The 18,763-nt window shown below is 67.1% G+C and carries 15 protein-coding genes; 14 read left to right on the top strand and 1 reads right to left on the bottom strand.

Annotated features, from left to right (window positions below; all coding sequences use genetic code 11):
• Positions 1 to 5 precede the first annotated feature (5 nt).
• A complete protein-coding gene (locus tag AC13EK_RS08835; protein ID WP_069335442.1) occupies positions 6 to 1,079 on the bottom strand; it encodes a flagellin N-terminal helical domain-containing protein in 1,074 nt (357 codons plus the stop codon).
• 226 nt (positions 1,080 to 1,305) lie between these two features.
• Between AC13EK_RS08835 and AC13EK_RS08830 the strand changes: the two genes are divergently transcribed.
• The 14 genes from AC13EK_RS08830 (at position 1,306) to AC13EK_RS08765 (ending at position 18,714) form a co-directional block, all read left to right on the top strand.
• The gene (locus tag AC13EK_RS08830) at positions 1,306 to 2,916 is read left to right on the top strand and encodes a sensor histidine kinase (protein ID WP_069335441.1); all 1,611 of its coding nucleotides are present in this window, start codon (positions 1,306 to 1,308) and stop codon (positions 2,914 to 2,916) included.
• A complete protein-coding gene (locus tag AC13EK_RS08825) occupies positions 2,909 to 3,517 on the top strand; it encodes a response regulator transcription factor (protein WP_069335440.1) in 609 nt (202 codons plus the stop codon). The genes AC13EK_RS08830 and AC13EK_RS08825 overlap by 8 nt, the downstream gene beginning before the upstream one ends.
• A 42-nt stretch (positions 3,518 to 3,559) precedes the next feature.
• Complete coding sequence (locus AC13EK_RS08820; protein WP_483022162.1) at positions 3,560 to 4,456, top strand: LysR family transcriptional regulator; 897 nt, start codon at positions 3,560 to 3,562, stop codon at positions 4,454 to 4,456.
• A gap of 80 nt (positions 4,457 to 4,536) precedes the next feature.
• Positions 4,537 to 5,772: an amidohydrolase family protein gene (locus tag AC13EK_RS08815; protein WP_069335439.1), complete on the top strand. Its 1,236-nt coding sequence runs from the start codon at positions 4,537 to 4,539 to the stop codon at positions 5,770 to 5,772.
• Positions 5,773 to 5,788: 16 nt separating this feature from the next.
• Complete coding sequence (locus AC13EK_RS08810) at positions 5,789 to 7,297, top strand: bifunctional 3-(3-hydroxy-phenyl)propionate/3-hydroxycinnamic acid hydroxylase (protein WP_069335438.1); 1,509 nt, start codon at positions 5,789 to 5,791, stop codon at positions 7,295 to 7,297.
• The gene (locus tag AC13EK_RS08805) at positions 7,294 to 7,722 is read left to right on the top strand and encodes a GlcG/HbpS family heme-binding protein (RefSeq protein ID WP_069335437.1); all 429 of its coding nucleotides are present in this window, start codon (positions 7,294 to 7,296) and stop codon (positions 7,720 to 7,722) included. The genes AC13EK_RS08810 and AC13EK_RS08805 overlap by 4 nt, the downstream gene beginning before the upstream one ends.
• Entirely contained in the window at positions 7,719 to 8,627 is a 909-nt protein-coding gene (locus AC13EK_RS08800) for a VOC family protein (protein ID WP_069335436.1), read from the top strand. The genes AC13EK_RS08805 and AC13EK_RS08800 overlap by 4 nt, the downstream gene beginning before the upstream one ends.
• Complete coding sequence (locus AC13EK_RS08795; protein ID WP_069335435.1) at positions 8,627 to 9,457, top strand: fumarylacetoacetate hydrolase family protein; 831 nt, start codon at positions 8,627 to 8,629, stop codon at positions 9,455 to 9,457. The genes AC13EK_RS08800 and AC13EK_RS08795 overlap by 1 nt, the downstream gene beginning before the upstream one ends.
• Positions 9,458 to 9,492: 35 nt before the next feature.
• Positions 9,493 to 11,778: a TonB-dependent receptor gene (locus AC13EK_RS08790; protein WP_069335434.1), complete on the top strand. Its 2,286-nt coding sequence runs from the start codon at positions 9,493 to 9,495 to the stop codon at positions 11,776 to 11,778.
• A 70-nt stretch (positions 11,779 to 11,848) separates the two neighbouring features.
• Positions 11,849 to 12,697 carry an alpha/beta hydrolase gene (locus AC13EK_RS08785; RefSeq protein WP_069335433.1) on the top strand — a complete coding sequence of 283 codons (849 nt, stop codon included), beginning with the start codon at positions 11,849 to 11,851 and terminating at the stop codon, positions 12,695 to 12,697.
• A gap of 24 nt (positions 12,698 to 12,721) precedes the next feature.
• A complete protein-coding gene (locus AC13EK_RS08780; RefSeq protein WP_069335432.1) occupies positions 12,722 to 14,026 on the top strand; it encodes a family 1 glycosylhydrolase in 1,305 nt (434 codons plus the stop codon).
• A 15-nt stretch (positions 14,027 to 14,041) separates the two neighbouring features.
• Positions 14,042 to 14,944 (top strand): alpha/beta hydrolase, encoded by a 903-nt coding sequence (locus AC13EK_RS08775; RefSeq protein ID WP_069335431.1) that lies wholly within the window; start codon positions 14,042 to 14,044, stop codon positions 14,942 to 14,944.
• A complete protein-coding gene (locus AC13EK_RS08770) occupies positions 14,941 to 15,369 on the top strand; it encodes a hypothetical protein (protein ID WP_069335430.1) in 429 nt (142 codons plus the stop codon). Before AC13EK_RS08775 ends, AC13EK_RS08770 begins: the two co-directional genes overlap by 4 nt.
• Before the next feature lie 15 nt (positions 15,370 to 15,384).
• Positions 15,385 to 18,714 (top strand): glycosyl hydrolase, encoded by a 3,330-nt coding sequence (locus AC13EK_RS08765; RefSeq protein WP_277788331.1) that lies wholly within the window; start codon positions 15,385 to 15,387, stop codon positions 18,712 to 18,714.
• The last annotated feature ends 49 nt before the right edge of the window (positions 18,715 to 18,763 follow it).

Raw genomic sequence — 18,763 nt, 5'->3', positions numbered from 1 at the left:
GCAGATCATTCGAGCAGTTTCAGCACATCCTGTTGCCGGGCATTGGCCTGGGCCAGCATCGCCGTTGCCGCCTGCGACAGGATCTGGCTCTTGGCGAGGGCGGTGGATTCGGTGGAGAAGTCCGCATCCTCGATCCGCGAGCGAGCGTCGGTGAGGTTGACGATATTGGTGTCGAGCTGGCTGGAGATGGATTCCAGCCGGCTCTGCGCCGCGCCCAGATTGACGCGGGCGGTCGATATCTGCGCCAGCGCCGCGTCGATCACCGCCAGCCCCTGTTGCGCGGTCACGCCAATCTGGGCGTAGGATTTATAGTCGGAATCGGTGAAGGCGACATAGCCTTCCGGGTCCATCCAGCCGGTGCTGCCCAGATCATTGGTGCGATGGACGGCGGCCACACCGACATCATAGTCGAGCGTCAGATCGATATTGCTGATCCCTACGAAGCGCATCGTGCCGTTCACCGCAAGGTCGGTGCCCAGCAGGGTGAAATCGTCGCTGTTGCTGCGCAGGGTCGGCAGGGTGATGGCGACATTGTCCGTCGCATTGGCGCCCGCCTGGACATTGATGACGGTGCTGCCGGCGCTGTGATAGATTTCATCTTGGCCATAATCGAGGAAGTCACCATCCGCATTATAGTCGCGGGCCGCCGTCCCTTGCGCCGTGTTCGAAAACAGGTTCACGCCGTTGAACTCGCTATTCTGCAGCAACGCGTTGATCTGGGCGACGGTCTGGTCCATTTCGGTCTGGAGCGCGGCGCGATCCTCCGGCCGGTTGACGCCATTGGCCGCCTGCAGCGTCAATTCGCGCATGCGCTGCAGGCTGTTCTGAACCTCGCCCAATATGCCTTCGGCCGTCTGGGTCAGCGATATGGCGTCGGCGGCGTTGCGCTTGGCTACTTCCATGCCGCGCAGCTGGCTCGTCATGGTCTGGGCGATCGCCATGCCGGCCGCATCATCCTTGGCCGAATTGATCCGCTTGCCGGTCGACAATTTCTCGCTTGCCTGGCCCTGGGCCTTGGTGGCTGCCTCGATCGCCCGCTGCGCGCGCAGCGCCGCGCTGTTGGTTCCGATCACGCTCATGGGATGTCCTCCATCCATGCCAGGCAGGAAGATGCCGGCGTCTGTGGGACCGGGCGACGCGGGTCGCAAAGCGCCGCCCGGCAACCGAAAGGCGTTGCCCCCAAACGGTCGCCCCCGTGATGGCCGCACCACAGCGCCCGGCCTATCCGGTTAATTCCCGGATAAGATTGAAACGGCAGGGAATTTCCCGGCTTGGCAGGCGGGTGATCCGGGCTAGGACAGGGCCATGGCCACCCTGTCCCCCCTGAGCGCCCGGCCGCGCCCTTTTCGCCTGGAGGCGCGCGCCATCGACTGGCGGCTGGTGGCGCTGCTGCTGGCCTATCCCTTCGCGTTCAAGCTGGCGCATATGGCGGCCAGCCCGTGGGGCGGCGCCCATTTCTTCAGCCTCTGGTATCCCGCCGCCGGCGTGCGGCTGGCGCTGCTGTGGCGGATCGGCGCGCGCTTCACGCCGGTCCTGATCGTCGAGGAATGCGTGATCCAGTTGCTGACCGGCACGATCATGTGGGGCGGTCCCGAATTTCTCAACCAACTGGGCGGGGTGGCGCGCGCGCCCGCCGCCTATGGCCTGATGATCGCGCTGGTGCGCTTCATCGAGCGGCGCAGCCGGTCGGAACTGGCGATCGCGCCGATGCCCTTCGGCCTGGCCGCGGTGCTGGCGCCGACGCTGGTGTCCTTCACCGCCGGCTTCTGGGAATGGCTGTGGCCCGGCGTGTCCGGCACGCTGCCCAGCCAGCCGATCGCCACCACCATCGCCGCCTTCCTGGTCGGCGACCTGCTGGGCGTGCTGCTGGTCGCGCCGCCCCTGCTGTGGATCGGCACGCGCAATGAAGAGGCACGGCGGCTGATGCAGATCGGGCGCGGGCGCGCGGTCGAGGCGGCCGCCGTCTTCGTCTTTGCCTGGCTGCTCGCCTGGGGGCTGGCGCGGGTCGAACCCCAGATCGCGGTCACGCCGGTGCTGATCGGCGCGATCTGGGTGGGGCTGCGCTGCGGCCGGCTGGGCGCGTGGATCGCGATCATCCTGTCGGCCGCGATCATCCTGCCCTGGTCGGCACCATTGTCGGCCAGCGCCACCCGCTTCGCGCTGCACATGGGCCTCGCCGCGATGGCGATCGCCACCTATCTGGCCGGAAGCTTTGCCGAGGCGCAGATCCGCGCCCGCGAGGATATCGCCCGGCGCGACCGCATCCTGTTCCAGGCCGAACGACTGAAGACACTGCGCGCCATGTCGGTGGCGATCATCCACGAGATCAGCCAGCCACTGTCGACGCTGGCGATCGAGACCCGGCATCTGTCCGCCCTGTCGCGCGATCCGCAGCCCGACCCGGCCGAGATGCGCGAGAGCATCGAACTGGTCGATCGCAAGGCGGCTTTGCTGGCCGACATGGTGCGACGGCTGCGCAGCTTTGGCGGGCGCTCGGTCGACGAACCATCGCCGATCATCGTCGGCCAGATGCTGCGCGACTGTGCCGGCATGGTCGGCGGCGAGGCGCGCAGCCTGGGCTGCGCCATCAGCCTGCCGCCGATGGATGCACGGTTGCAGGTCACCGGGCATGAGATCGAACTGACCCAGATATTGCTCAACCTGCTGCGTAACGCGATGCTGGCGGCGCCCGGATCGACCATCGAGATCGCCGTGGAAAGCCGGCCCGATCAGGTGACGATCCATGTCGCCAACCCGGTCCCGTCCCCCACCCCCGATTATGGCGGCATGGGCATCGGCCTGCTGGTGGCGCGTGCCATCGCCGACGCCCATGGCGGCACGCTGACCCGCGACATCGCGCAGGGCCGCGCGCGCGCCAGCCTGTCCCTGCCCCGCACGGAGCCCAGCCATGACTGACCCGGCCGATCCCGCCATCATCCATGTGGTCGATGACGACCCTGATCTGGGCCGGGCGGTGGCGCGGCTGCTGGGCCGGCACGGCTATCGCACCCAGGCGTTCGAAACGCCCCGCGCGATGCTGCGCGCCCAGGCCGACGAGCCGGCCCATTGCCTGGTCACCGACGTGATGATGGCGGACATGGACGGCTTTGCCTTTGCCGAGCGGATGCGGGCGCAGGATCCGGCGGTGGCGATCATCTTCATGACCGCCTGGCCGACCACCAGCAGCGCGGTGGATTCGGTGCGCCGCTATGGCGGGCTCGACTATCTGGAAAAGCCGATCGACGAGGGCCGGCTGCTGGCCGCCGTGGCGGAGGGCGCGCGCTGGAGCCGGCAGCGGCGCGGGGCGCTGGCCCGGCTGGCGCCGCTGACCCCGCGCGAGCGCGAGGTGCTGCACTGCCTGGCCCAGGGGATGAGCAACAAGATGGTCGCCGCCGCCCTGTCGCTGAGCCCCAAGACGATCGAGGATCATCGCGCCGCGATCGTCGCCAAGACCGGCGCCAGCAGTCCTGCCGCCCTGATCGCCCTGGTGCGGGAGGCGAGCGGCACCGACGGCTAGATTGTCTTGTTGTGCGCGGCGATGGTCGGGCTATCTAGGCCGATGATCGATCCCCGCGCGCTTCGCACCTTCCTCGCCGTCTGCCGTGCCAACTCGATCAGCGGCGGGGCGCGGCTGCTCAACATCTCCCAGCCATCCGTGTCCAATGCGATCGCGCAACTGGAACAGTCGGTCGGCGCGGCCCTGTTCGCCCGGTCGCGCAGCGGCATCAGCCTGACGCCGGAGGGCGAAGTGCTGCTGCGCCGGGCGGAGGCGGTCGACAGCCTGATCAGCGGCGCGGAGGAGGAATTGCGACTGGCGCGCGCAGGCGTGACCGGCCCGCTCCGCGTCGGCGGCACGCCGGGTGCGCTGGTCAGCCTGCTGCCCGACGCGGTGCGACGGCTGGAGGACAAGATGGGCCATTTCGCGCTGCATGCGGTGGAACGGCCCGACCATGACCTGGCCGACATGCTGCACCGGGGCGAGACCGAACTGGCCTTCGTCACCACGGGGCTGGAGGAACCGCCCGAGGGGATCGAGGAAATCACCTTCGCGCAGGATCCGTTCGCGCTGGTGGTCGGGCGCCGCAATGACCATCTGCCGGCCGAGGTGTCGCTGCGCGACATGATGGCCAAGCGCTGGGTGCTGCCGGAGGCGCGGGGCGCCTTTCGCCGGCAGATCGACGCGCTGTTCATGGCGGCGGGCGTGCCGGTGCCGCAGGATGTGATCCGATGCGACTCCCTGCTGACGACCAAGGCGATGGTGCGGAACAGCAGCCGGCTGACCATCCTGCCGATGAAGGTGGCGGCGGCCGAACTGTCGATCGGCGTGCTGCGCGCGATCGCCATTCGCGAAGCAACCTTCCAGCGCAGCATCGGCATCCGCAAGCTGAAGGACGCGCGCCTGTCGCGGCTGGGCGAGGCGTTGCTGGACATCATGATCCATAGCTCCAAGCTATGACGTTCCCAAAAATCATTATTATTCTTGCGTATAAATTCGGCGCATAAGGGCATTCAACAAGAGACCAAGGGAGAGCCCTCGTGCGGCAGCTGATCCGCAATATTGCGATTTTCGACGGGACTGGCAGTGTGCCCTTCCCCGGCGCGGTCATGATCGAGGGCGATCGCATCGCCGCCATTCTGCGCGACGAAGCCGCGATCGATGCGGCGCAGGCCGACATGGTGATCGACGGCCAGGGCGCGACGCTGATGCCCGGCATGGTTGACGCCCATACCCATCTGACCTGGGGCAGTTCGGTCGAGAAAATCTATCATCAGTTCATCCTGCCGCCCGAGGAGCTGAAGGTCGCCGCCTGGCGCAATGCCCGCGTGCTGCTCGACCATGGCTATACCAGCCTCTATTCGGCCGGCGCGCTGGGCGACCGGATCGAGCCGGAACTGGCCCGCGCCATCGCGGCCGGCGAAACCCCCGGTCCGCGCCTGGTGCCCTCCACACTGGAGCGCAGCCCGGAAGGGGAGGAAGGGGTCGAAACCGGCGATGTGTTCAACGGGCGGGGGCCCGAAGCGATGTGCGCCTTCGTCGCCTATTGCGCGGCGGAGGGCGTCAAGTCGCTCAAGCTGGTGATTTCGGGCGAGGATGCGCTCAAGCCCGGATCGTCGCAGGACATTCTCTACACCGACGCGGAAATGATCGCGGCCGGCGAGGCGGCGAAGGAAGCGGGCCTGTGGATCGCCACCCATGCCTATAGCCCGCGCGCCATCAACCTGGCGCTCGAAGCCGGCGCCCGCATCCTCTATCATTGCTCCTTCGCCGATGACGCGGCGGTCGACGCCATGGCGGCGAAGAAGGACGCCATCTTCTACGCCCCCGGCCCCGGCGTATCGGTCGCCGCGCTGGAGGCCAACCCGCCGCCCCATATCAATATGGCGTCGATGAAGGCGAGCGCGGCCGAGCGGCTGGAACTGGAAAAGACGCTGGTGCCCAAATTGAAGGCGCGCGGCGTGCGCGTCCTGCCCGGCGGCGACTATGGCTTCCCCTTCAACCCCCATGGCCGCAATGCCCGCGACCTGGAGCATTTCGTCACTTATTATGGCTTCACCCCGGCCGAGGCGCTGCATGCCGCCACCATGCTGGGCGGCGAGCTGATGGACCAGCCCGTAGGCCAGGTGAAGCCGGGCTATCTCGCTGACCTGCTGCTGGTCGAGGGCGATCCGACCAAGGACGTCCGCCTGCTGCAGGATGCGGCCAATATCAAGATGATCATGCTGGGCGGGCGGATGCACAAATCCCCCGTGCCCGAGCCCCTGACGGTCTGACCGGAAAGACGCTTTCATGTTCGACGTTGCGATCATCGGCTGCGGGCCGGTGGGGGCCTTTGCGGCCAATTTACTTGGAAAAGCGGGCGTCTCGGTCCTGGTGATCGAGCGCGAGGCCAATCCCTATCCGCTGCCCCGCGCGGTCCATCTGGACCATGAGATGATGCGCCTGTTCCAGTCGGCCGGCGTCATCGACCGGGTCGCCCCGGACATGCGCGATACCGAAGGCCATCTGCATGTCGGCGCCGATCATGGCGTGATCCGCTACATGGGCACGGTCGGCCGCCCCCGCCCCTATAGCTGGTCCAACGACTATTTCTTCTACCAGCCCGAACTGGAAGACCATCTGCGCGATGCGCTGGACGTCTATCCCAATGTCGAGCTGTCGCTGGGCACCGCGTTCGAGGCGCTGGCGCAGGACGCTGACGGCGTCACGCTGACGCTGCGGTCGGACGCCGGCGAGGAACAGGTCCGCGCCCGCTATGTCATCGCCTGCGACGGCGCCCGCAGCGCGGTGCGCAAGGCGCTCGACATCGGCCTGGATGATCTGGACTTCGAGGAACCCTGGCTGGTGGTCGATGCCGAGGTCGATGGCCCGGTCCGCTTCCCCGACCTGTGGGGCGTGCCGGACGCCGCCGACCTGCAGAAATTGTCGGTGATGATGTGCGATCCCAAACGCCCGGCCACCATCGTGCCGGGGCGCGGCAATCACCGCCGCTGGGAATTCATGCTGCTGCCCGGTGAAGACGACCAGGCGATGATGCAGCCGCAAGCCGTGGCTGCGCTAGTCGCCCCCTATCTCGACGGCGTGCCGCACCAAGTGGTGCGCGCCGCCACCTATCGTTTCCATGGACTGATCGCCGAGCGGTGGCGGCAGGGCGGCGTCTTCCTGGCCGGCGATGCCGCGCACCAGACGCCGCCCTTTTTCGGCCAGGGCATGTGCCATGGCCTGCGCGATGCCGCGAACCTGGCGTGGAAGCTGGAGCTGGTGCTGGCGGGCAAGGCGCCCGAAACGCTGCTCGACAGCTATCAGCCAGAGCGCGATCCCCATGTCCGCGCCGTCATCTCCGCCGCCGTGGGCGCGGGCCGCTATATCTGCGTGCTCGACCCCGACGCCGCCGCCGCACGCGACCATCAGTTGCGCGAAGCCGCCAAGGGCGCCCAGAGCGGCACCGCCGCCGACCTGATCCCCGCCATCGCCACCGGCATCATCGCCACCGGCACGCCGGGCGCGGGCGAACGCTTCATCCAGCCGCGCGTCGGCGACCGGCTGCTGGACGATGTGACCGGCGATGGCTGGCGCCTGTTCACCCGCCAGCCGGTTGTCGGCGGCGACGTGACCGTCGTCGATGTGGCGGACCTGGGCGATGATGGCCATGTCGCCGACTGGCTCGATGCACGCGGCGCCGAGGCGGTGCTGGTACGCCCCGATCATTATGTCTTCGGCACTGGCGCGCCCGCAGAACTGATCGCCCGGCGCGACGCGCTGATCGCCGGCACCGCCCGGCAGGAGATCGCCGCATGACCCTCTCGCTTGCGCAGGCCCGCGCCATCATCGACGCCGCGCTTGCCAAGGCGCGCGCCGATGGCGCCCAGCCGCTGGCCGTCATCATACTCGACGCCGGCGCCCATCCGGTCGCCTTTGCCCGCGAAGATGGCGCCAGCCTGTTCCGTTTCGACATCGCGAAGGCCAAAGCCTCGGGTGCGCTGGGGATGGGCGCGGATACGCGGGTGCTGGCCACCCGCGCCGCGTCCAACCCTGTCTTTTTCCAGAGCATCGCCGCCGCCACCGGCCAACTCGCCTTCTCGCCGGGCGGCGTGCTGATCCGTGATGCGGCCGGCGCGCTGATCGGCGCGGTCGGCATCAGCGGCGACACCGGCGAATGCGACGAGGCCTGCGCCATCGCCGGCATTGATGCCGCCGGACTTTTCCACGGAGACAGAAAATGAAGCTGCGCAGCATCGAACTGGCGCTGCCCCATGCGGGTGAGGCCGCTGCCTTCCTGACCGACATCTGGGGCATGGCCCCGGCAGCGCAAGAAGGCGAAACCCATTATCTGCGCGGGTCGGGCAGCTATCCCTATCTGGTCGCGCTGGCGGAGTCGGCGGACGCCTATGTGCGCTCCACCACCTTCGTCTGCACCGCCGAGCGGCTGGAGCAGTTGAAGCGCAGCGTCACCGCCGCCGGCCTGCCGGCGACGCCGACCGTCTCGACCGATCCGGGCGGCGGCCATGGCATCATCGTCGAACTGGCCGAGGGCGAATTGCTGCGCTTCCTGGTCGATGCCGAGGAGGTCGCGCCGATCGCGGGCACCGACCTGCCGGTCAAGCTGACCCATGTCGTCTTCAACAGCGCCGACGCGGAGGCAACCGGCCATCTGGTCGAGCAGGCGCTGGGCTTTCGCGTCTCGGACCGGACCAAGGGCATGGTGTTCGTGCGCTGCAATGACTCGCACCATTCGACCGCCTTCGCCCGCGCCGGCTTCCCCTCGCTCAACCATATCGCCTTCGAAATGGCGGACATGGACGCGGTGATGCGCGGCATCGGCCGGTTGCGCGACCATGGCATGGTGCCCGCCTGGGGGCCGGGCCGCCATGGTCCGGGCGCCAATGTCTTTGCCTATTTCATCGCCCCCTTTGGCCCGGTCATCGAATTTTCGACCGCCGTGGAAAAGGTGGCCGAGGATTATCAGCCCGGCGCGCCGGAAGATTGGACCTGGCCCGAGGGCCGGATCGACCAGTGGGGCATGTCCGACAAGGATTTCGCCGGCCTGCGCGCCGCCGAGGAAAAATTCCGCCATCGCCGCGACTGGGATGCCCGGCCGCTAGACCTGATCAACGAGGAACAAGCCTGATGCGCTATGTCAGTTTCCGCCGTCCCGACGGCACCCCCAGCTTCGGCCGGATCGAGGGCGAGACGATCGTCGAGCTGGCGACCGATGCGGCGCCGAGCCTGAAGGCCGCGCTGACCGACGGCAGCCTGTCGGGCCTGGCCGACGGCGCATCCTATGCCGCCGCCGATGTCGTGCTGCTGCCGGTGATCCCCGATCCCGCCAAGATCCTGTGCGTCGGCCTCAACTATGCCGAGCATGTCAAGGAAACCGGCCGCGAGCAGAAGGCGCATCCGGCGATCTTCGTGCGCTATGCCGACAGCCTGATCGCCGACGGCCAGCCGATGGTGAAGCCGGCCGTGACCGAGCGCTTCGACTATGAAGGCGAACTGGCGCTGGTGATCGGCAAGCCCGCGCACAAGGTCGCGGCCGCCGATGCCTGGGACTATGTCGCCGGCTACGCCGCCTTCAACGATGGCAGCGCGCGCGACTGGCAGCGTCACAATATCCAGTTCACGCCGGGCAAGACCTTTCCCGGCACCGGTGGCTTCGGCCCGGCGCTGGTGACGCCCGATGAGATTGACGATCTGGTCGCGCTGCGCGTCCAGACCCGCCTCAATGGCGAACTGGTGCAGGACCAGCCGGTCAGCGACATGATCTGGGATATTCCCACGGTCATCGAATATGTCACCGCCTTCACGCCCTTGAGCCCCGGCGACGTGATCGCCACCGGCACGCCCGGCGGCGTCGGCGATAAGCGCACCCCGCCGCTCTACATGAAGGCCGGCGACAAGGTCGAAGTGACCATCGGCACCATCGGCACGCTCAGCAACCGCATCATCGACGAACAATAACAATCATCAACCCGCATACCGGGGGAGGACAGACCATGCGTAACATCCACATCACCATTGCAGCCCTCGCCAGCGCGAGCGCCATCGCGATCGCCGCGCCGGCCTTCGCACAGGACGCGCCGGCGCCCGAACAGGCTGCCCAGCCGGCGGACAATTCCGACATCATCGTCACCGCCCAGCGCAAGGCGGAGAAGGTGACCGAAGTGCCGATCTCCATCACCGTGGCCAATGCCGCCCAACTGGAGCGGCAGCAGGTCAACACGATGAACGACCTCAACCGCATCGCGCCGAGCCTGGAGATCCAGCAGGCGCCGGGCCAGAATACCGGCGGCGGCGGGTCGATCCGCGGCATCGGCACCCAGACCTTCTCGGCCGGCGCGGTCGCCTCGGTCGGCGTGGTCGTCGACCAGGTGAGCCAGGGCAACGCCAATATCTCCGACCTGTTCGACGTCAGCCGGATCGAAGTGCTCAAGGGACCACAGGGCACGCTGTTCGGCCTCACCACATCGGCCGGCGTCATCAACATCACCACCAATGCGCCTGATCCGACCGGCTTTGCCGCTCGCGTCCGCACCGAATTGTCCGACGCCGGCACGCTGGGGTCGAAGTTCGGTAACCAGATCGTGCAGGGCATGGTCAACATCCCGCTGGCCACCAACGCCGCGATCCGCCTGTCGGGCGTCGCCAATTTCCGCCAGGGGCCGAACCGCAACGCCAGCACCGGCGACTATAATGATACCGATCGCTACGGCATTCGCGGCCGCTTCCTGTGGGAGCCGACCGATCGCCTGACCGTCAATGTCATCGGCGACTATACCAAGAGCCGGATCGAGAATGGCGGCGACTTCTTCACCTTCGTCAAGACCAGCGGTCCGGGCACGGCGCTGGGCGGCCTGCTGGCCGACACCACCGGTATCACCGCCCGGCTTGCCAGCTGCGGCGTGACGCCGGGCGAAGGCAATCGCGACTATTGCAGCGATGACAGCTATGTCGGCCATACCGAAAATTATGGCGGATCGCTGCAGGTCGATTATGAGGCCGATCCCTTCACCCTCACCTCCATCACCGCCTATCGCAAGTCGAACGAGACCGGCTATGGCGCGGCGACCAACGTGTTCCGCGGCGATCCGCTGGAATTGCAGGTCGCCAATGGCCCGACCAACCGCCGCCTGAGCCTCTTCACCCAGGAATTGCGGGTCAGCTCGCCTGCCGACCAGTTCCTGGAATATACCGCCGGCGTCTTCTATTCGAACCAGAAGCAGACCCGCGATCCCGAAACGCTGGCCGTGTCGGTGGTGCCCTTCCCCGGCCTCGTCATCCCGATCGTGCGCAACCCTGGCGCCGACATCGACATTCAGGATGAATCGCTCGCCGTATTCGGCCAGGGCACCTTCCACCTGTCGCCCGCACTGCGCCTGATCGCCGGCGGTCGCTACACCACCGACCGCCTGTCGATGGACCGCTACGACTATTTCACCCCGGCCGATCCTTTCAGCCGGACCGTGCTGGACGTCGAGAAATTCTCCTGGCGCCTGGGCGCGCAATATGACCTGGCCAACGACACCATGGTCTATGCGACCGCCTCGCGCGGGTTCAAGGGCGGGCAGATCGCCATCCCCTCGGCCCCGGCCAAGCCCTTCGTCGTGCAGCCGGAAATCCCGACCGCCTATGAACTGGGCCTCAAGAGCACATTGTTCGGCGGCTGGGTCGCGGACCTCAACGTCTTCTACAGCAAGATCAAGAATTTCCAGGCGCAGCAGTGCACGGTGGACAGCACGGCGGTTATTTCCTGCGTCCAGACCAACATCAACGGCGTGAAGTCGCGCGGCGCGGAAATCAACTTCTTCGGCAAGGTCTTCGACGGCCTGTCACTCAACACCGGCTTCATCTATGCCAAGGCGACCTATCCGGGCGGCTTCATCGGCACCGATGGCACCAATATCGGCGGCAGCCAGCTCGCCTATGCGCCCAAATACAAGTTCACCCTGTCGGGCGAATATGAAGCGCCGGTCACGAGCCGGCTGAAGGGCTTCCTGGCGGCGGACACGGTGTGGAAGTCGAAGGTGCGCTACGAAGCCAATTCGAACGACGAAACCACCTTCCGTTCGCACTGGCTGGTCGGCGGCCGCATCGGCCTGCGCACCGATGACGATCGCTACAGCGTCGCGATCTTCGGTCGCAACCTGTTCAACGTGCATGAGCCTTCGCTGATGCAGAGCGACTTCCCCTACACCACCGACCAGGGCGAGCAGAATATCGGAGCCATCTATGGGCCGCAGTCCTTCCGCCAGATCGGCATCAGTCTGGACGCGAAATTCTGATCCTCCTGAGGCGGGGCGCCGCTGGTGGCGTCCCGTCTTTTTTCCTAATCCTTCTGGCCAGAGGGGACATATGAAGCCGATCAGGGACGCCATCGCCGCACTGGGCACCGATCTGGGACCGGACATACTCGGCCAGTGCCGGGCGCTGTTCGATGCCGAGCAGGCGGCGCTGGCGGCGGCGGTGCCGGTGACGCAGGCCGACATCGCCTATGGCCCGGACGCCCGCCACCGGCTCGACCTCTATGCCCCCAAGGGCGATGCCCCCGCGCCCATTCTGGTCTTCGTCCATGGCGGCGGTTTCCTGAAAGGCGACAAGGGCAGCGCCGACGCCTGGCCCAATGCCAATGTCGGCCGGATGGCGGCTGAGGCCGGCTTCCTGGGCGTCGTCATCAATTATCGCCTTGCCCCCGACCATGGCTGGCCGGCCGGGGCACAGGATGTCGCGGCCGTCGTCGGCTGGCTCAAGGATCATGCCGCCGAGCATGGCGGTGACCCCGATCGCATCGTCCTGATGGGCACGTCGGCCGGCGCCGTCCATGTCGCGGGCTATCTGAAACTCGCCGGATCGGACGCCGTGCGCGCTGCCGTGCTGCTGTCGGGTCTTTACGGCTATACCCCGCTCGATCCGCGCGACATGCTCTATTATGGCGAGGCTTCGCTCTACCCGGAGCGCATGCCGCTGGAAGCCATCGCTTCGACCGACCTGCCGCTGCTGATCGCCTGCGCCGAGTTCGACCCGCCCCGCTTCCAGGCCGAGTTTCTGAGCCTGTTGCAGGACCGGCTGGTGCGCCATGGCGCCATGCCGCGCGCCTTCATCCAATCGGGCCATAATCATTATTCCATGGCCATGCATCTGGGCACCGCCGATCGGCGGCTGTTGCAAGAAATCTGCGCCTTCGTGCGCGAAACCACTGCCTGACAATTATAATAGGAGAGACGGAACATGCTGGATCGCCGCACCCTTCTGGCTACCGGCGCCGCGCTGATGGCCGCCCCCGCCATTGCCGCGCGCAAGAGCGCCAACCCCAATTTTCCCAAGGGCTTCTACTGGGGCGCCGCCACCGCGCCGCATCAGGTGGAGGGCAATAATATCGCCAGCGACCTGTGGTTCGTGGAGAACCAGCAGCCGACCGTCTTTGCCCAGCCTTCGGGCGACGCCTGCAACAGTTTCGCCCTGTGGGAAACCGACCTCGACCTCGTCAAGGCCATGGGCCTCAACGCCTATCGCTTCGGCATCGAATGGGCACGGATCGAGCCGGAAAAGGGCCTCTTCTCCCAGGCGATGCTGGATTATTACAAGGCGGTGATCGACGGCTGCCACACGCGCGGCCTGGCGCCGATCGTCACCTTCAGCCATTTCACCGCGCCGCGCTGGTTCAGCGCGCAGGGCGGCTGGACCAACCCGGAAAGCGCGCAGCTTTTCGCCCGCTATTGCGACAAGGCGATGCGCGCGCTGGGCCAGGGCATCGCCAGCGCCATCACCCTCAACGAACCCAATATCCTGCTGCTCCTGAAGCCCATGCTGCCGCCGCAGGTGTGGGACATCCAGAAACTGACGCTGGAAACCGCGGCCAAGCGGCTGGGCGTGCCCAAATATGTCTGCGCCAATGTCGCCGGCTTCGACGATCTGCCCGCGCTCCAGACCGGCCTCGAAGCCGCGCACAAGGCGGGCAAGGCCGCGATCAAGGCAGTGCGCTCCGACCTGCCGGTCGGCTTCTCGCTGGCGCTGATGGATGATCAGGCGGTCGGCGCCCACTCCGTGCGCGATACCATGCGCAAGCAGCTTTACGGCAACTGGCTGGAGATTGCGAAGGCCGACGATTTCATCGGCGTCCAGAATTATGAGCGCGCCCTGTGGGGCGACAAGGGCCGCCTGCCCGCGCCCAAGGGATCGGCCGTCAACTGGTCCGGCACCGAAGTCTGGGCGCCCTCGCTCGGCGGCGCGGTGCGCTTTGCCCATGAGGCGACCGGCGTGCCGATCCTGGTGTCCGAACATGGCGTGGGCAGCGACGATGATGCGGTTCGCGCGAAGTTCATTCCCGAAGCGCTGGCAGGCCTCAAGGCCGCGATCGACGATGGCGTGCCGGTGCTGGGCTATTGCCACTGGTCGCTGCTCGACAATTTCGAGTGGATCTTCGGCTACAAGCCCAAATTCGGCCTGCACAGCGTCGATCCGGTGACCTTCGCCCGCACGGCCAAGCCCAGCGCCGCCGTCTATGGCGCGATCGCCCGCCGCAACGCGCTCTGACGGGGGAGGATCGCCATGAAGCGCCTTGTCCTGCTGCCGCTGCTGCTGGCCTCGCCCGCCATCGCGCAGATGCCGACGCCGGTGCCGGCGCAGGCTCCGGCCGAACCCGATGCCATCCCGCTCTATCCCGATCTGAAGGCGCCCAAGGGCTCGACCGAGAATTGGGTGCGCTTCGGCGACGATCTGGCGGTACGCAACGTCACCGTGCCAACCATCACCCCGGTCCTGCCCGATCCGGCCAAGGCGACCGGCGCGGCGGTGATCGTCGCGCCCGGCGGCGCCTTCATGCTGCTGGCGATGGATCATGAGGGCTGGAATGTCGCGCGCTGGCTGGCCGATCATGGCGTCGCCGCCTTCGTCCTCAAATATCGGCTGAACCAGACCCCCGCCGACACCGCCGAGGCATCCGCCTATATGGGCAAGCGCATGGCGGATTCGCTGCGCGATCCCAACGTCCCGCCAACGATCAGCGAACCGCGCGCCACGCTGGACGCGCTCGCCGCGCTCAAACTGGTCCGCGCAAACTCAAGCAAATGGGGCGTAGATCCGAGCAGGGTCGGCATGATCGGCTTTTCCGCCGGCGCCATGACCGTCATGAACGCCACGCTGGACGGCAAGGGCGCGGATCGCCCGTCCTTCATCGGCTATGTCTATGGCCCGATGCTGGCGCGCAATGTCCCCGCCGACGCGCCGCCGATGTTCGCGGCGATCGCCAATGACGACAGCCTGTTCCCCAATCCCTCTTATGCGCTGGTCGAAAGCTGGCGCCGGGCGCATGTGCCGGTCGAACTTCACGCCTATGAGCGCGGCGACCATGGCTTCGGCATGGGCAAGCCGGGCACGACGACCATGGGCCTGTTGCCGCAATTTCTGAGCTGGATGGACATGCGCGGCCTGCTCACGAAGGCGGGACAATGACCAGCGCGGTCTCGATCCGGCGGGAGGCGGCGATCAGCGTCGGCATCAATGGCGCGCTGAGCCTGGCCTTCTTCCTTGCCTTGTTCGGCATCCAGCCGCGCCCGCTGGCCTGGGCGGCGCCGGATCGACTGGCGCTGGATTTCGTGCCGCAGAGCATTGCCGTTGCACTGATGAGCGCGCTGGTCCCGGCGCTGATCGCGCGCAAACGGGTGGATGGCGCCTTGCGTCCGATCCTGCTGCGGGCCGCTGGCTTTACGCTGGCCGGCGCCGCGCTCGGCGGGCTGCTGTCACTCGTGACCGGCGGCCTGCCACCGATCGGCTGGGGCGCCGCACTGGCCATCAAGATTGCCTATGGCGGCGCGCTCGGTGCGCTGGTCGCCAGCCTGGCGCTGCGGCGGATGCTCTCGTCCGCCCCAATCATCTAAATGAGGATCGCCCCGATGACATTCCGTTCCCTGCGTCTCGCCATGCTGCTGGCCGGCACCGTGCTTGCCATGCCTGCCCAGGCCGACGACCTGGCCGACGGTTTCAACAATCCGCCGCAGTCGGCCCGGCCGCGCGTGTGGTGGCACTGGCTGAACGGCAATGTGACCAAGGACGGGATCGACAAGGATCTCGACTGGCTGGCGCGCATCGGCATTGGCGGGGTGCAGAATTTCGACGCCAATCTGCAGACGCCGCAGATCGTCAAGGAACGGCTGGTCTATATGACCGATGGCTGGAAGGACGCGTTCCGCCACGCCGTCCAGACCGCCGACGCGAAGGGGCTGGAATTCGCCATCGCGGCGTCGCCGGGCTGGAGCGAGACCGGCGGCCCCTGGGTCAAACCGCAGGACGCGATGAAGAAGCTGGTCTGGTCTGAAGTCGAGGTCGAGGGCGGCCAGCGGCTCAAGGGCGCGCTGCCCGCCCCGTCCAATGTGACCGGCGCGTTCCAGAGCGCCAAGTTCAGCGATCCGCTGGCGGGCGACGCGGAGATACCGGACCAGCCGCGCGCCTATGGCGAGGCGCGGGTGCTGGCCTATCCGATTGCAACGGCACCGTTGCCGACGCCCCGCATCCTGGATGCGGATGGCCAGACGATCGCGGGCGCCGCTGCGCTGGGCGACAGCGATCTGGAAACCGTGGCGCAGATGGCCAAGGGCGATGCGGCGCATCCCGGCACGCTGATTCTCGATTATGACAAGCCCGTCACGGTGCGATCGGCCAGCCTGTTCGTGCCCCATGCCCGCCCGCCCTTCGGCGACCCCGCCTATCGCCCGACGATCGAGGCGGAAACGGCGCAGGGCTGGCAGCCGCTCGGCCGCTTCTCGCTGACCGAAGTCGCCTCCACCTCCAGCTTCGCGCCGGTCACGGCGCAGCGCTTCCGACTGGTCCTGTCGCCCAATGACGCCGCCAAGTCGCCGGGCCTGGGCGATGGCGCGCCCGGCGCGGTGATGATCGACGTGTTCGGCCGCCCGGCCAGCCCAACGCTGGGCATCGGCGACCTGCGCCTGTCGGCCGAGGCGCGGATCGACCAATATGAAGCGAAGGCCGGCTATGCCATCGCATCCGATTATAACCGCCTGAGCATGGGTCCGGCCGACGCGCCCGCCATCGATCCGGCCAGGGTGATCGACCTGACCGACCGGCTGCGCCCCGACGGCACGCTCGACTGGACCGCGCCCAGGGGCACGCGCTGGCGCATCGTTCGCATGGGCTGGTCGCTGACCGGCAAGACCAACCATCCCGCCACGCCCGAAGCCACCGGGCTGGAGGTCGACAAATATGATGCGGCCGCCGTGCGCCGCTATCTCGAAACCTATCTCGCCATGTATCGCGATGCGGTCGGCGCCGACTGGATCGGCAAGAAGGGCATCAGCGCGCTGCTGACCGACAGTATCGAGGTGGGCGCATCCAACTGGACGCCGCGCATGGTGGAGGAGTTCAAGGCGCGGCGCGGCTATGATCCCGTCCCCTTCCTGCCGACCCTGACCAGCGCGGTGGTGGGATCGGCGGCGCGCAGCGACGCCTTCCTGCATGATTATCGCCAGACCCTGGCCGACCTGCTAGCCGATGCCCATTATGGCACGGTGGCCAAGGTGGCGCATGAGCATGGCCTGACCGTCTATGGCGAAGCGCTGGAAAATGGCCGGCCGGTGCTGGGCGACGACCTTGCCATGCGGTCGCATACCGATGTGCCGATGGCGGCGATGTGGACCTTCAACCGCGGCAGCGCGCCGCGCCCGACGCTGATCGGCGACATGAAAGGCGCGGCGTCGGTCGCCCATATCTATGGCCAGAATATCGTGTCGGCCGAAAGCATGACGTCGGCCTTCGCCCCCTGGGCCTTCGCGCCGGCGGACCTCAAGCGCGTGATCGACCTGGAATTCGTGTCGGGCGTCAACCGGCCGATCGTCCATACCTCCGTCCACCAGCCGGTGGATGACAAGGTGCCGGGCCTCAGCCTCATGATCTTCGGCCAATATTTCAACCGCCACGAAAGTTGGGCCAATATGGCCAAGCCCTGGGTCGACTATATGGCGCGCACCGGCTTCCTGTTGCAGCAGGGCCGCGACCATGCCGACATCGCCTATTTCTATGGCGAGGATGCGCCGATCACCGCGCTGTTCGAACATGGCGTGCCGGCCGACCTGCCCAGCGATTATGCCTATGACTTCGTCAATGCCGAGATTTTGGCGACCAAAGCGTCGGTGCAGGATGGCGACCTGATCGCCGGCAAGGCGCGCTACAAGGCGCTGTATCTGGGCGGATCGAGCAAGGTGATGACGCTTGCCACGCTGCAGCGCATCGCCGCGCTGGTCGAGGCTGGCGCTACCCTGATCGGCAACGCGCCCGAACGCGCGCCCGGCCTGCAGGATGATCCCGCCGCCTTCCGCGCGCTGGTGGCGAAACTGTGGAGCGGCCAGCCGGTCGGCAAGGGCAAGGTAATCGCCAGCGCCGATATCGACACCGCGCTCGCCGGCGCGGGCATCGGCGCCGATTTCCGCGTGAGCGGCAGCGGCGATGCCAGCGCCTATCGCTTCCTCCACCGCGCTTTGCCCGATGGCGACCTCTATTATGTGACCAATGGCAAGGCTCAGGCCGAGCATATCGAAGCGCGCTTCCGCGTCGCCGGCCGCCAGCCGGAAATCTGGCGCGCAATCGACGGCAGCGCCGCGCCGCTATCCTATAGGACCGAAGGCAGCGACACGGTGGTCCCGCTCGATATCGGGCCGGAGGATGCCTTCTTCATCCTGTTCCGCAAACCGGCGCAGGCCCCCAGCCGGACGATCGCGCCGGTGGCGGTGAAGCCGGTCGCCACCCTGTCGCAGCCCTGGACCGTGCGCTTCCAGCCGGGTCGCGGCGCGCCGGCCGAGATTGCGATGCCCACACTGACGGCGCTCGACAAGAGCAGCGATCCGGGCGTGCGCTATTTCTCGGGCGAGGCGACCTATGCCAGCAGCTTTACGTTGCCCAAGGGCGCCAAAGTCGGCGCACCGCTCTGGCTTGATCTGGGCAGTGTCGGCGATGTCGCGGAGGTGCGGGTCAATGGCCAGGTCGCGGGCACAAGCTGGTTCGCCCCCTATCGCCTCAACGTCGGAAAGCTGGTGAAGCCCGGCCGCAACGCGATCGAAGTGAAGGTCGCGAACCTGTGGGTCAACCGCCTGATCGGCGACCAGCAGCCCGGCGCACAGAAGATCACCTTCACCGCCGCCCCCACCTATCGTCCCGATGCGCCGCTGCGTCCGTCGGGCCTGATCGGGCCGGTCACGCTGTCGGCCGAACAATAAGCAGGGACCGCGCGGATGCTCGCTTGAACGACGGAAAGTCGCCGCCTAT

This window comes from Sphingobium sp. L-44, assembly GCF_056859495.1.
This window is presented reverse-complemented; position numbering and strand designations above follow the sequence as displayed.

Coding starts and splice junctions, on each gene's coding strand:
- AC13EK_RS08835 (WP_069335442.1), bottom strand. CDS start 1,079: ATGAGCGTGATCGGAACCAACAGCGCGGCGCTGCGCGCGCAGCGGGCG.
- AC13EK_RS08830 (WP_069335441.1), top strand. CDS start 1,306: ATGGCCACCCTGTCCCCCCTGAGCGCCCGGCCGCGCCCTTTTCGCCTG.
- AC13EK_RS08825 (WP_069335440.1), top strand. CDS start 2,909: ATGACTGACCCGGCCGATCCCGCCATCATCCATGTGGTCGATGACGAC.
- AC13EK_RS08820 (WP_483022162.1), top strand. CDS start 3,560: ATGATCGATCCCCGCGCGCTTCGCACCTTCCTCGCCGTCTGCCGTGCC.
- AC13EK_RS08810 (WP_069335438.1), top strand. CDS start 5,789: ATGTTCGACGTTGCGATCATCGGCTGCGGGCCGGTGGGGGCCTTTGCG.
- AC13EK_RS08805 (WP_069335437.1), top strand. CDS start 7,294: ATGACCCTCTCGCTTGCGCAGGCCCGCGCCATCATCGACGCCGCGCTT.
- AC13EK_RS08800 (WP_069335436.1), top strand. CDS start 7,719: ATGAAGCTGCGCAGCATCGAACTGGCGCTGCCCCATGCGGGTGAGGCC.
- AC13EK_RS08795 (WP_069335435.1), top strand. CDS start 8,627: ATGCGCTATGTCAGTTTCCGCCGTCCCGACGGCACCCCCAGCTTCGGC.
- AC13EK_RS08790 (WP_069335434.1), top strand. CDS start 9,493: ATGCGTAACATCCACATCACCATTGCAGCCCTCGCCAGCGCGAGCGCC.
- AC13EK_RS08785 (WP_069335433.1), top strand. CDS start 11,849: ATGAAGCCGATCAGGGACGCCATCGCCGCACTGGGCACCGATCTGGGA.
- AC13EK_RS08780 (WP_069335432.1), top strand. CDS start 12,722: ATGCTGGATCGCCGCACCCTTCTGGCTACCGGCGCCGCGCTGATGGCC.
- AC13EK_RS08775 (WP_069335431.1), top strand. CDS start 14,042: ATGAAGCGCCTTGTCCTGCTGCCGCTGCTGCTGGCCTCGCCCGCCATC.
- AC13EK_RS08770 (WP_069335430.1), top strand. CDS start 14,941: ATGACCAGCGCGGTCTCGATCCGGCGGGAGGCGGCGATCAGCGTCGGC.
- AC13EK_RS08765 (WP_277788331.1), top strand. CDS start 15,385: ATGACATTCCGTTCCCTGCGTCTCGCCATGCTGCTGGCCGGCACCGTG.